Origin of the sequence: Paenarthrobacter sp. NPDC056912 (assembly GCF_042786555.1) — a bacterium.
GTDB lineage: Bacteria > Actinomycetota > Actinomycetes > Actinomycetales > Micrococcaceae > Arthrobacter.
In genome coordinates, this window is sequence record NZ_JBHUCD010000003.1 from 1 (window position 1) to 13,173 (window position 13,173).

The following is a 13,173-nucleotide window of genomic DNA, read 5'->3' on the forward strand; positions in this document are numbered from 1 at the left end:
CGCCCCCTTTGGTGGGGGCGGCGCCGTCGTGCTTGGCGAAAGTTCCGCGACTGTTCACCGCGCGGACGCGAAGTGATGCTATCGGGACTTTGATGCCTTGAGAGCCAGGAGGGTTTTCTCGTCGGCGGGCGCGCTTCCGCTGGCACGTTGCTCGCGGAAATGCTGGCGCGCCTCGTCCTGGCGGGCAGCCTCCGCGCCGGTGGCGATCGAAGCACGCAGGTGCTCGGGACCGTAGCCAAAAGCGTCCACGAGGTCCACGGCGTGCGGGCGGATCTTGACCAGCAAACGGTTGATATAGGTGCCCACGGTCCGGCCACGCTGCATGGAGAGCCGGCCGTTCATGAGGTACCAGGAGAGGTGCTTCTCTATCAGCGACAAGCCGAAGAGGTCGCGCAGCCACGTCAGGACACGCTTGGTTCCCTCATCGGAGACGTGGGTGAGCGCCTCGGTAAAGGCCTCCCACTGGAGCAGTTCGGCGTGCGCTTGGGCGGCTTCGATGAGTTCGTGCTGGTGCTGGTTGAACAGCGCCGCCGCCTGGTGCTGGGGAAGCTTGTTGGCTCCCTTCAGGGACGCACCCACTTCAGCCACCATCGACTGCACCCGGTCGGCGAGCAGGGTCCGCTGGCCTTCCTCGTCCCGCAAGGCCAGGGCTGCCTTCTGGACCGAGCCTGTGTCAGCCACGAACTGGGCTACTTGCCGCAAACCGGTCCGGTGCAAGGCAACCCCCGCTGCCTGGTCAACGACGTACCGGGCCAGGACACCAAAGTCCGCGCTGCGGAACTCCTTGGCGTAGTCGGCCAGCAGCCGCTTTGCCACCAACTGGAGCAGGACCGTGTTGTCCCCTTCGAAGGTGACGTAAACGTCGAGGTCTGCCCGCAGTGACGCGAAACGGTTTTCGATCAGGAATCCGGCTCCGCCGCAGGCTTCGCGGCATTCCTGCAGGGTATCCAGTGCATGCCAGGTGCTGAGCGGCTTGAGGGCGGCTGCCAGCGTTTCCAGATCCTGGCGGTCGGCGTCGGTGTCGTGGGCCCCGGAGAAGACGTCGTCAAACTTCTGCAGTAGCTGTTCGTGGGCGAAGCTGGCCGCGTACGTGGTGGCAAGACGCGTGAACAGGCGGCGCTGATGCCGTTGATAGTCCAGGAGAACTTCCTCGTCGGTGGCAGAGGAAGCGTTGAACTGGCGGCGCTCGGTGGCGTACTGGATGGCCGTCTTGAGGGCCACCTTGCTGGCGGCCACCGCGGCGCCATCCAGGGAAACGCGGCCTTGGACCAACGTGCCGAGCATGGTGAAGAAGCGGCGGCCGGGGCTCTCGATGGTGGAGGAGTACGTGCCGTCCACAGCTACGTCGCCGTAGCGGTTCAGCAGGTTGGTGCGGGGGATACGGACATCCGTGAAGTGCAGCCGACCGTTGTCGATGCCGTTCAGTCCGCCCTTGATGCCGTCATCTTCTCCGCCGATACCCGGGAGGAATTCCTTGGTGGCGGGATCGCGGAGTTCCACGTAGAAGGCATGGACGCCGCGGTTGACGTTGCGGGTGATTAGCTGGGCGAACACGACGGCGGCCAAGCCGTCATTGGCCGCATTGCCGATGTAGTCCTTCCACGCCGCGCGGAAAGGCGTGTTGATGACGAATTCCTGGCTTGTTTCGTCATAGGCGGCTGTGGTGGCGATGCTGGCAACGTCTGAGCCGTGGCCGGTTTCCGTCATGGCAAAGCAGCCCGGGATCTCCAGGCTCATGATGCCGGGCAGCCACTTGTCCTGGTGCTCCGCAGTGCCCAGGTGCATCACTGCGGATCCGAAGAGGCCCCACTGGACGCCGGCCTTGATCTGGAGCGAGGGGTCGGCCGTGACGATCTCTTCGAAGCCGGCGATGTTGCCGCCATGGTCATCGGAGCCGCCCAGGCGCGTGGGGAAAGCCCGGTGCACGGTGTTGTTGTCCACCAGGAACTTCAACTGCTCGAACACCCTGGCGCGATGCTCCGTGTGAGAGAGGCCTTCGATCTTTTGCACTGCGGGATTCCCGGCTACGGCGCGGGCCTGATGCCGGATGTGGGCCCATTTTCCGAGGAGCTGCTCGCCAAGGGCAGCGACGTCGACCACCGGCTCCGGGCCAGTGGCACCATTGGGCGCGGCGGCGTCATTGCGGCCAGAGGGCTGGTGGGCTGATGAAGCCCGGTCCACTACTTCAGTCATGTTGATTCCTTCTTTGGTTCCGACAACTGATGAGTCATTGCTGGTGTCAGGTGGTGGCCTTGAGTTCGGGCGCGATTCCGAGGCACAGCCAATCGGTGATTTGCCCGGCCATGGTGGCTTGGTCCGGCTTGGCGCTGCTCGCGGGGCTTCCCAGCCACATCTCGCCGGCGTTCCTAACGAGTCCGATAGCGGCGGTGGGCCAGTAGATGATGACGGATTCCTTCTCTTCACCGAGGTGCTCCCGCATGGGCGTAGCGATCATGTCCGTGATCTGCTCGAAAAAGTTCCCCAGCGCTCCGGACGCTGCAATAGCGTCCTGGGCGGAAGCTTCCCCGGGCGTAAGCCGCGTGATGAAGGCATAGACGTTGGGGCTGGATTCGGCCATTTGCAGATACGCGGAAACCATGGCGAACAACCCTTCGCGGGGCGTTTGCGCCGACTGGGCGGCTTCCTGCATGCGCCGCTGCATCTGCCCCAGCACCACCTCGCCCATGGCTTGTTGCAGGCCCGCCTTGTCTCCGAAGTAGCGGTAGAAGACAGACTTCGAGGTGCCAGCGGCTCCGGCGATGTCCTCCATGGAGGCGTCACTGCCCAGCCGGTGGACTGCCTTCCGAGCCGTCTTGATCAGTTCGCGGCGACGCTCCTCGCGATGGGACTGCCACCGAGCAGCGCGCCCATCAACGGCGGCAGCGCCGACATCCCTCGGGGCACCGGCGGCACTGGCAAATTCTTCGTGGCGACTGTTCACGATACCCAGCGTATCAGGTACGCTGGGTATCAGTAACTGGCATTGATCGAAGGAGACAAGCATGGCTGCAGCAGACGTGACCGCGGGCGGAACCCGGGAATCGAACACCACCCCACAAGCAACGCGATCGGCGGTCATTGTGGGCGGAAACCGCATCCCGTTTGCCCGCACCGGCGGCGCTTACGTCAAGTCCTCCAACCAGGACATGCTCACTGCGGCCTTGGAAGGGCTGATCGCCAGGTTTGGACTCCAGGACGAGCGCATCGGCGAGGTTGCTGCCGGGGCAGTACTCAAGCACTCGCGGGACTTCAACCTCACCCGGGAGGCCGTCCTGGGTTCGGCTTTGTCGCCGGAGACTCCCGCCTACGATCTCCAGCAAGCCTGCGCAACCGGGCTGGAGACCGTCCTCGGACTCTCCAACAAGATCAAGCTTGGCCAGATTGATTCAGCTATCGCCGGCGGCGTGGACTCGGCATCCGATGCTCCGATTGCGGTCAGTGAGGGCCTCCGCGAAATTCTGCTGGACCTCAACCGCGCCAAGACACCGGTGCAGAAGCTGAAGATCATCGGACGCATCCGTCCCAAAGACCTCGCCCCCGACGCACCCAACACCGGAGAACCACGCACCGGTTTGTCCATGGGTGAGCACCAGGCCCTCACCACTGCACAGTGGAAGATCGCCCGTGAAGCCCAGGATGAGCTCGCCTTCAACAGCCACCGCAACCTGTCAGCAGCCTATGAACGCGGCTTCTTCGATGACCTCATCACTCCTTACCGCGGGCTCACCCGGGACTCCAACCTTCGCCCGGACACCACGCTGGAGAAGCTCTCCACATTGAAGCCGGTCTTTGGAAAGAACCTTGGCTCCGAAGCAACCATGACAGCCGGGAATTCCACACCGCTGACAGATGGCGCCTCCACTGTCCTGCTTGCCACCGAAGAATGGGCAGACAGCCATGGCCTGCCGAAGCTTGCCACCGTCCTGGATGGCGAGGCGGCCGCCGTCGACTTCGTCCACGGTAAGGATGGACTCCTCATGGCGCCTGTCTTCGCCGTACCCCGCCTGCTTGCCCGCCACGGCCTGACCTTTGAAGACATCGACTTCTTCGAAATCCACGAGGCCTTCGCCGGAACCGTACTCAGCACACTGGCCGCCTGGGAAGACGAAGATTTTGGCCGGACACGCCTGGGACTCGACGGGGCGCTGGGGAAGGTGGACCACGCAAAGCTTAACGTCAATGGATCGTCACTGGCCGCGGGGCACCCCTTCGCTGCGACAGGTGGAAGGATCGTGGCTTCGCTTGCGAAGATGCTGCATGAGAAGGGCACCGTTGATGGACGGCCGGCTCGTGGCCTGATTTCGGTCTGTGCCGCAGGCGGCCAGGGCGTCGTCGCCATCCTGGAAGCAGCGTAGGGAGCGCCATGACAGACAAGTACACCCAGATCGTCAGTCAGGGACTGGGCAAGGACGTCGCCAAGCGACTCGGCCTTCCGCAACCTGTTGTGTTGCGTCGGCACCAATCCGGTGCGCCGTTAATCACCGGGCCGGTCCTGGTCAACGGCGATAGCGCCGGGGCCGACGACATTGCAACCACGCTTCTGGGCTGGGGCCTGGACGTCCGTCGCAATGCATTGCCCAAGGAAAAGCTGGGTGCCATCATTCTGGTGCTCGATGCTGTCCAGCATCCCGAAGACCTGGGCAAACCCGTCCTCACCGCAGCTGCCTCGCTGCGTGACCTCGCGCCGAATGCCCGTGTGGTCACCATCTCCCGCACATCCCGCTCGGCCCAATCTCCGGCGTCAGCGGCCGCACGGCAGGGAATCGACGGCATGCTGCGATCTTTGGCCAAGGAATTGCGCGCCGGGGCAACAGCCAACGGTATTCTCCTGGAGGACGACCTCAGTACCACGAGCCCTTCGGCGCTGGGAGCGTTGCGCTTCTTCCTGTCCGGCCGGTCCGCCTATGTGGACGGCCAGTTCCTGACGGTCAGCTCGACGTCGGGCAGCCTGCCCGCGGATGCTGACAGGCCACTGGCCGGCAAGGTCGCGGTGGTGACGGGAGCGGCCCGGGGCATTGGAGCGGCCATCGCCCGTACGCTGCACCGGGACGGCGCCAAGGTCGTGGCTGTGGACATCCCCGCGGCAGGGGATCACCTGGCAGCCGTAGCCAACGAGGTCCGGGGAACGGCACTGCAGCTTGACATCAGCCGGGACGACGCCGGCCACCGGATCATCGAGCACGCCGTGGAACGCCACGGCAGGCTCGACATCGTGGTCCACAATGCCGGGATCACTCGTGACAGGCTCCTGGCCAACATGGACGAGGGACGCTGGCAGTCCGTCATCGCCGTCAACATTGCCGCCCAATTGCGCATCAACGAGGCCCTTCTGGCATCGGAGCACTTCAAGGATTCGCCGCGGATTGTCTCCGTGGCTTCCACCAGCGGCATCGCCGGCAACAGGGGCCAGACCAACTACGGCGCCTCCAAGGGCGGCGTGATCGGCATGGTGAGGTCCACCGCCGGCCTGATGGAACCGTTCGGTGGGACCATCAATGCGGTGGCACCGGGGTTCATCGAAACGGAGATGACAGCCAGGATGCCATTTGCCATCCGGGAAGCTGCCCGCAGGTTGAACTCGCTCAAGCAGGGCGGACAGCCCCAGGACGTTGCCGAGGCCATCGCTTTCCTGGCCAGCGATGCCGCCGGCGGCATTTCCGGGGGAGTGTTGCGCGTCTGCGGCCAACAACTGGTGGGCGCATGAACCCTGCCCAGCCGGTCATCCTTGGCGAGCTGCCCTCACTGTCCAAGCTCTACGTCAATGCGGCAGCGACGGCCGCCCGCCGCAGGGTATTGGGAGCATCCGGCGGAAAGAACAAACTGCCCGCCGTCAGCCATGAGGTCCGGGGTGTCCGGGCAGACGTTGGGAACCTGACTGCCTACCAGCACCTGCTCGGGGAGACCGCCAGTGACGCGCTCCCGGCGGGCTTCGTCCATGCCTTGGCTTTTCCCGTATCAATGAGCGTCATGAACCGCGACGATTTCCCGTTGCCGCTCCTTGGCATGATCCACCTGAAGAACCACGTCCAGCAGTATGCTCCCATCCAGTTCTCGGAGGCGTTGGACATCCGTTCCTGGGCCGAGGGCCTTTCAGGTCATAGGGCCGGCACGCAGTTGGACGTGGTTGCCGAGGTGCGGGCCGCATCAACGCATGAATTGCTGTGGAGGGGCGTCTCGACCTATCTCGCCAAAGGCGTCTTCCTGCCTGGCATCGACAAGCCGGGCAGCTCCAACGGAACCGTAACGATGGCGGATTTTTCACCGCCGGATCCAACAGCGCTCTGGCAACTGGGGTTGGACACAGGGCGAAGCTACGCCGCTGTTTCAGGTGACTTCAATCCGATCCACCTCAGCGTCCTCTCGGCTAAAGCGTTGGGACTGCGCGGTTCCATAGCCCATGGAATGTACCTTGCCTCCCGTGCACTGGCTGACGTTGGCGCGGCCAAGTCGGATGCTTTCACCTGGGATGTCGCGTTCGAGGCTCCGGTCTTCCTTCCGGCAAAGGTGGCCCTGGACATCACCACGGTGCCCTCGGCTTCGGGTACATGGCTGCGCTCGGACTTCGTCGCCTGGAATCCACGCAGCGGCCGCCGCCATTTCACGGGCAGCGTCACTGCCGTGGACTGAGTCGCCGCAGTGGACTGAACGGGACAAAACTGAGCGGGACAAAAATGACGGCGGCGGCCACCGGAAAGTGACCGCCGCCGTCGTCGTTTGGCTAGTGGCTCGCCGCCGCGCTTTGCGGCACATACGCCCCCGTCCAGCGGAAAACCTCCTCGAAGAACCTGCTCCGAGCCGGTTCGGCGGACAGCGCGAGGTCATGGATGCCGCCCTCGATCCTTGCCAACGTGACCAAATGGCCCAGACGCGTGCTGCGCTGTGCAATGTGCCTCACGTCCAGGACGATGTCCGAGGAATTGATGGTCTCCAACGGCGCCGTCTCAGCTGCACTGGCTGTTGAGGCGCACACCAGCACAGGGCAAGCGATATCCAAGCCCTTGGCAAGTTCGGTGTGTCCGCGCCTGATGGCACGCAGCCATCCGGCCAGGACCGGAAACCCCTCCAGCGGCTTCCAGCTGAGGTTGAAATCCCATGCTCCACCTGTGTCAGCGTGCAGGCTCCGTCCATACCGATCACCCAGGGAACCCACGCGTCGCCGCGGCTGATAGGTCGCCAGGCGGTTTACGACGGCGGTACCCACCGTGCGTTGCAGGAAAGGCTTGTTGAGGTCGAACCAAGGACTGTTGAGGACCAGGGCATCGATGATCCCGTCGAATCGCCGCCTGTTGGCCCACAAACTGGTCACCAGGCCACCTGTTGAGTGGCCTAGGACCACCAGGACATCATGCCCGTCGTCCTCCTTGATGATGCGGGCCGCCTGATCAAGTTCTTCGTCGTAGCTTTCCAGGGACTCAATATAGTTGGGTGTCTGGTGGGGGAGCAGGGAACGCCCGTACTTCCGGAGGTCCAGGGCATAGAAGTCATAGCCAGCTTGGATCCACTCATCCGCGAGGTGCGTTTGGAAGAAGTAGTCAACGAAGCCGTGGACGTACAGCACCGCCCGGCCGGTGGGATCCGGGATTTTCCTTGAGACCAGGGTGGCTACGACATCGCCCTCGGCATCGGGTTGGAGGGTCAGTGTCCTGACGGAGTAATCAGGACCAAGAATGTCTTCGGAGCCGGCCATGTTTTCCTTAGATGAACTGGGAAGAAACAATTGTGATCAAGCTCGCATTCTAATTCGCACCATGAATTCCCGGCAAAACAAACAAGGCCCGGAATCCGTGGATTCCAGGCCTTGTGATTGTGCGCGGAGGGGGACTTGAACCCCCACCCCCTTTCGAGGACTAGCACCTCAAGCTAGCGCGTCTGCCATTCCGCCACCCGCGCAGGTGGTGTTCAGCTGGACCGTTCCGCACCTTCCGGTGCTTCACTTTCCTCCGAAGCAGCGAGAAAAACTCTAACACGGTTTCGGGTCACTGAAAAATCCGTGCTGGTCAGGGCTGGTACGCAGTCATTCGGAGACTCCTGCGCGCATTGATTCCTGACTCCTCCGGCCGCTGGTGAGTAGGCTGATGGGACACGGGACGGGACACACGCGGGATCCGCAGTGCGCGTCTCCGGACCTGCAGCCCAGCCACGCAAGGAGAGTTTCCATGTCTGTCATCCGCCCCGAAGACGAAGTTGTCCGGATCTGCCAGGAGCTCATCCGCATCGACTCCTCCAACTTCGGCGACGACACCGGACCGGGAGAGCGCGCAGCGGCCGAATACACCGCCGGGCTGATCACCGAAGTCGGATTGGAGGCCGAGATCTTCGAATCGGCCCCGGGACGAGCGAATGTTGTGACCCGGATGGCGGGCGAAGACCCGTCCGCCGACGCCTTGGTAGTCCACGGACACCTGGATGTCGTTCCTGCCCTCAAAGACCAGTGGAGCGTTGATCCCTTCAGCGGCGAACTGAAAGACGGGCTGGTCTGGGGCCGTGGCGCTGTGGACATGAAAGACATGGATGCCATGATCCTGTCGGTGATGCGCGGTTTTGCCAGGACCGGCCGCAAACCCAAGCGAGACATCATTTTTGCCTTCTTTGCCGATGAGGAAGCCGGCGGCACGTACGGTGCCCGCTACGCCGTGGAACACCGGCGCGAGCTCTTCGACGGCGCCACGGAGGCCATCTCCGAAGTGGGCGGCTTCTCCGCCACTATTGGCGGACAACGGACCTACCTGCTTCAAACCGCGGAAAAGGGTCTCTCCTGGTTGCGGCTGGTGGCCCACGGCCGGGCAGGGCACGGCTCCCAGATCAACACGGACAACGCCGTCACCCGGCTTGCAGCTGCAGTGACCCGAATCGGTGAGTACAAGTGGCCGGTGGAACTGACGCCCACCACGCGCCAGTTCCTTGACGGCGTGACTGAACTGACCGGCGTCGAGTTCGATGCCGACAACCCCGACATCCTCCTGAAGGAACTGGGCACGGTGGCCCGGTTCGTTGGTGCCACGTTGCAGAACACGTCCAACCCCACGTTCCTGCGTTCGGGCTACAAGCACAACGTCATCCCTGAGTCGGCCGAGGCATTCGTGGACTGCCGTACCCTGCCGGGCCAGCAGGAGCTGGTGTTCGAGACCATCAAGGAACTCGCCGGAGACGGTATCGAGATCAATTACGTCAACAAGGACGTCTCCTTGGAGGTGCCGTTCGCCGGCAACCTGGTGGACTCAATGATCGACGCGCTGCACTCCGAGGACCCCGGGGCCAAAGTCCTTCCGTACACCCTCTCCGGCGGCACGGACAACAAATCGCTGAGCAAGATCGGCATCACCGGCTACGGATTCGCTCCGTTGATGCTGCCGGACGACCTTGATTTCACGGGAATGTTCCATGGCGTGGACGAGCGCGTCCCTGCAGAGTCCCTCCAGTTCGGTGCCCGGGTACTGAACACGCTGCTCAGCAACTACTAGGAAGCAATTTCCGGAAGAAGGCCCCGCGATGGCTCCTGAAGATATCCTGCCCGATGCCCTCCTTGAACGCCTTCGTGGACGTGCTGCCGGTTACGACCAGAACAACCAGTTCTTCCACGAGGACCTTGAGGACCTGGCGGCGGCCGGCTACCTCAAGCTGTTCGTGCCAGAGTCCGACGGCGGCTGGGGACTCGGTCTCGAAGCGGTAGCCGGGCTGCAGCAGCGTCTCGCCACGGCTGCCCCGGCCACCGCGTTGGCTGTGAACATGCACTTGGTCTGGACCGGCGTCGCGCATGTCATGGCAGCCCGGGGCGACACGTCCTTGGACGCTGTGCTGAAGGAAGCCGGGCAGGGGGAGATCTTTGCGTTCGGTATTTCGGAGGCCGGCAACGACTCCATGTTGTTCGATTCGGGAACCGTCGCCGAGCCCTTGCCTGACGGAAGTTACCGTTTCACGGGCCGGAAGATCTTCACCAGTCTTTCGCGCGGTTGGACCCGGCTGGGAACTTTCGGCAAGGATCCAGACGGGCGGAACGGTGAAGGGGAACTGGTTTTCGGTTTTCTCCGCCGCGATGAGCCCGGCCACGAGACCTTGAGCGACTGGGACACCTTGGGCATGCGCGCGAGTGCTTCAAATACAACGCTCCTGCATGGCGCCGTGGTGCCCCCCGAACGGATTTTCCGGAAATTGCCGGTGGGACCCAACCAGGACCTGCTGATCTTCGCCATCTTCGCTTGTTTCGAAACACTGCTCGCCGCTGTGTACACCGGTGTAGCGGAGCGTGCTTTCACACTGGGCGTGGAAAATGTGAAGCGTCGCGTTTCGGCCAAACACGGTGGCCGCAGTTTCGCCCAGGACCCGGATATCCGGTGGAAGGTTGCCGACGCTGCTTTGGCGCTGGACGGGATCTACCCCCAGATTGCCTCGGTAGCCAGGGACATAGACAACCGGGTGGACCATGGTGCGCAATGGTTCCCCAAGCTGGTGGGCCTCAAGTCCAGGGCTACGGAAAACGCCCGGCACGTGGTGGACCTGGCGATCCGGGTCACGGGAGGATCCAGCTACTTCAAGGGCTCCGAGATGGAAAGGCTGTACAGGGACGTGCTTGCGGGCATCTTCCATCCCTCCAACGATGAATCAGCGCACAACACAGTGGCGAACGCCTGGCTGGGTCCCCTGGCTGATTAGCGTCCGCTAAGGGTCATACCGTGCGTTGCACCGAATAGACCTTCCGGCGGAGCCAGAAGCGCCGCCCGCCCCCGACATAGAGGACGCTGCGTTCCAGTTCCCACTTGCCGTACTCGGAATGTTCCGCGAGCCGGCGCCGGGCGTCGGGCAGCGAATCGTCAGGTCCCACGGTCAGAACGAGGTACTCGTACTGACGTGCATAGTCTCGTTGGCGCTCTATGGAGCTGCCTGGAAATTGTTCTCTCATCCCTCTCCATTTTCGTCCTTTTCGGGCTAACGTGAAGTCATGAGCATCGATCCGCGTGTCGCGCTTCAGTCCTTGACTGGCGCCTTGGAAGAGCATCTTGCCGCCGCTTCTGCCCGGCGGGGTGAGGGTGACCCAACCGTCGAAGCCGCTTTTTTCGCTGTCGCAGATGCCTTCGAAGTTTACGAAGACGCACTCTATGAGGCCTATTCCGAGGTTACTCCGCTGCAAGTGTTCGACGACGAAGACGAGGACGATGACGAAATCCTCGACGAAGACCTGGAAAGCCTTGAGGACTAGTTACTGATAAAACCGGCCACCCTGGGGTGGCCGGTTTTTTGTGCCCTTTACCGGCCTCGATTGTGGCGGTTCAGCCCCGGTTTTCCGGGGTTTTTCCACTGGCCGGCAGGTATGGAAGCACGTAGTCCCGCCACCGTCAGCTAGGTACTCGCACGTAGGCACAATGGGTAATCCTGCGCAAACTTGAGTACCGACTACTGGTGCGCCTCCAGACCGCCGCCGCTTCACTGAATGTAGGCATTGGCAGGTCTGAAAAGAAGGCTGACATGGTGAAAGTTCCAGTCTTGCGTACGGGCAAGGTAGCGGCACCCAAGGGTGCGGCCCATGCCACCGTGGGCGCAGCGTTCACGGCACGACCCGCCATTGCCGACGTCAATCCGCCGCTGTCTCCCTGGATTGACAAGTCCGTTGCTGCACAACGGACTGAAAAGGCGGGACTGGCGGCACAGAGGCCGGATGTCACCCTGGACCTCGTGCCGCCAGTCACCCACCGGCACTCCCGTGTGCGGGCACCCCGCCGGCATGCGTCCACCTGGACCCGCTTCCTGACCACCAGCTTGCGGGTTGCTGATACCGCCCTGGTGGCGGCAGCCGTCTTTGCCGGCTACGTCCTGAACACCGACGGACCGGCGTCCACGGGCGGCTACGGCATGACGGGCCACTTGGCCCTCGGATTGATCCTGGGAACCGCATGGCTGGCAGCCTTGGAGGTCTACAGGACAAGGGATCCAAAAGTCCTGGGCGTCGGGCCGGAGGAGTACAAGCGCGTACTCTCGGCCAGCCTTCGCGTCTTCGGCTTCCTGGGCCTGGTGGCCGTCATTCTTCGTCTTGAAGCCGTAAGCTCCTTCGTCCTGGTCTCCCTGCCACTTGGATTGGTGGCGCTCACAGGAAGCAGGTGGGGGTTCCGGCGCTGGCTGAGCCACGAGAAGTCCCGCGGCCGCTGCCTCTCACGGGCGATCGTGGTGGGTGAACCGCAGGACGTCAGGTACGTCATCAAGCAAATCAACCGCAAGTCCGGAGCCGTCTACGACATCCTCGGAGCCTGCCTCCCGGGCGCGCGGCGCGGAGCCGTTCTCGTGGTGGATCAAGTACATGTCCCCGTCCTGTCCTCTATCTACGGAATTGCCCACACGGTCCGGCAGACAGGGGCGAACGCCGTGATCGTTGCCGGCCCCGTTCCCGGTGGCCACCAGTTCATCCAGGAACTGGGGTGGCGCTTGGAAGAAGATGCCGCCGAACTGGTCCTGGCGGCAACACTGACCAACGTCGCCGGTCCGCGTATCCATTGGCGCCCCGTGGAAGGCCTGCCCCTGATGCACGTGGACATCCCGCACTACTCCGGTGGAAAGCACACACTGAAGCGGCTCATGGACGTTGCGGTGTCCTCGGCCGCGTTGATTCTCCTCTCGCCGCTGCTCCTGGTCCTGTCACTGATCGTCAGCGCGGACAGCCCGGGGCCCGTCCTCTTCCGGCAGGAACGGATCGGAAAGCGCGGCACCACCTTCCAGATGCTGAAGTTCCGCTCAATGGTGGTGGATGCCGAAGCCCGTCTGGGTGAGCTCAGCAACCAGGACGAAGGCGCAGGTGTCCTGTTCAAGATCCGCGGTGATCCCCGCGTCACCAAGTGCGGCCGCTGGATGCGCAAGTACTCCCTGGATGAACTACCCCAGTTCTGGAATGTCCTGGTGGGAAACATGAGCCTGGTGGGTCCACGGCCGCCGCTTTCGCGAGAAGTCAGCGGCTATGAACGCCACACCCACCGAAGGCTCCTGATCAAACCAGGCATCACAGGATTGTGGCAGATCAACGGACGATCAGACCTTCCGTGGGACGAGGCCGTCCGGCTGGATCTCTACTACGTGGAGAACTGGTCAATTGCCGGCGACTTCATGATCATGTGGCGGACTTTCCGGGCCATGACCAGACCGTCAGGCGCCTATTAGCTTCAAGCAAGCAGTACCAACCAACCGAGAACCGAG

Annotated in this window: 11 protein-coding genes and 1 tRNA gene; 7 read left to right on the forward strand and 5 right to left on the reverse strand. The window is 63.0% G+C overall.

Annotation, left to right across the window (positions count from 1 at the left end; all coding sequences use genetic code 11):
* Nucleotides 1–78: 78 nt before the first annotated feature.
* A complete protein-coding gene (locus tag ACFRJ9_RS04035) occupies nucleotides 79–2,193 on the reverse strand; it encodes an acyl-CoA dehydrogenase (protein ID WP_377664700.1) in 2,115 nt (704 codons plus the stop codon).
* 46 nt (nucleotides 2,194–2,239) lie between these two features.
* Complete coding sequence (locus ACFRJ9_RS04040) at nucleotides 2,240–3,004, reverse strand: TetR family transcriptional regulator (RefSeq protein ID WP_377664702.1); 765 nt, start codon at nucleotides 3,002–3,004, stop codon at nucleotides 2,240–2,242.
* Here ACFRJ9_RS04040 and ACFRJ9_RS04045 point away from each other — a divergent pair.
* Genes ACFRJ9_RS04045 through ACFRJ9_RS04055 form a run of 3 tightly spaced genes read left to right on the forward strand, consistent with a single transcriptional unit; the run spans nucleotide 3,003 to nucleotide 6,627 of the window.
* Complete coding sequence (locus ACFRJ9_RS04045) at nucleotides 3,003–4,355, forward strand: acetyl-CoA C-acetyltransferase (protein WP_377664704.1); 1,353 nt, start codon at nucleotides 3,003–3,005, stop codon at nucleotides 4,353–4,355. The genes ACFRJ9_RS04040 and ACFRJ9_RS04045 overlap by 2 nt on opposite strands.
* 8 nt (nucleotides 4,356–4,363) lie before the next feature.
* Nucleotides 4,364–5,704, forward strand: a complete 1,341-nt coding sequence (locus ACFRJ9_RS04050) for a 3-oxoacyl-ACP reductase (protein ID WP_377664706.1) — start codon at nucleotides 4,364–4,366, stop codon at nucleotides 5,702–5,704.
* Entirely contained in the window at nucleotides 5,701–6,627 is a 927-nt protein-coding gene (locus ACFRJ9_RS04055; protein ID WP_377664708.1) for a MaoC family dehydratase, read from the forward strand. The genes ACFRJ9_RS04050 and ACFRJ9_RS04055 overlap by 4 nt, the downstream gene beginning before the upstream one ends.
* 91 nt (nucleotides 6,628–6,718) lie before the next feature.
* Here ACFRJ9_RS04055 and ACFRJ9_RS04060 read toward each other — a convergent pair whose 3' ends face one another.
* Complete coding sequence (locus tag ACFRJ9_RS04060) at nucleotides 6,719–7,687, reverse strand: alpha/beta hydrolase (protein ID WP_377664710.1); 969 nt, start codon at nucleotides 7,685–7,687, stop codon at nucleotides 6,719–6,721.
* A 120-nt stretch (nucleotides 7,688–7,807) separates the two neighbouring features.
* Nucleotides 7,808–7,890: transfer RNA gene (locus ACFRJ9_RS04065), tRNA-Leu, on the reverse strand.
* A 266-nt stretch (nucleotides 7,891–8,156) separates the two neighbouring features.
* Here ACFRJ9_RS04065 and ACFRJ9_RS04070 point away from each other — a divergent pair.
* Entirely contained in the window at nucleotides 8,157–9,461 is a 1,305-nt protein-coding gene (locus ACFRJ9_RS04070) for a M20/M25/M40 family metallo-hydrolase (protein WP_377664712.1), read from the forward strand.
* Between the two features lie 28 nt (nucleotides 9,462–9,489).
* On the forward strand, nucleotides 9,490–10,650 hold the full coding sequence (locus ACFRJ9_RS04075) for an acyl-CoA dehydrogenase family protein (RefSeq protein WP_377664714.1): 1,161 nt from the start codon (nucleotides 9,490–9,492) through the stop codon (nucleotides 10,648–10,650).
* Nucleotides 10,651–10,663: 13 nt separating this feature from the next.
* Here ACFRJ9_RS04075 and ACFRJ9_RS04080 read toward each other — a convergent pair whose 3' ends face one another.
* Nucleotides 10,664–10,897 (reverse strand): DUF5703 family protein, encoded by a 234-nt coding sequence (locus tag ACFRJ9_RS04080; protein WP_377664716.1) that lies wholly within the window; start codon nucleotides 10,895–10,897, stop codon nucleotides 10,664–10,666.
* Nucleotides 10,898–10,936: 39 nt separating this feature from the next.
* Between ACFRJ9_RS04080 and ACFRJ9_RS04085 the strand changes: the two genes are divergently transcribed.
* Nucleotides 10,937–11,194 (forward strand): hypothetical protein, encoded by a 258-nt coding sequence (locus ACFRJ9_RS04085; RefSeq protein WP_377664718.1) that lies wholly within the window; start codon nucleotides 10,937–10,939, stop codon nucleotides 11,192–11,194.
* A gap of 266 nt (nucleotides 11,195–11,460) precedes the next feature.
* The gene (locus tag ACFRJ9_RS04090; protein ID WP_377664720.1) at nucleotides 11,461–13,137 is read left to right on the forward strand and encodes a sugar transferase; all 1,677 of its coding nucleotides are present in this window, start codon (nucleotides 11,461–11,463) and stop codon (nucleotides 13,135–13,137) included.
* Nucleotides 13,138–13,173: the final 36 nt, after the last annotated feature.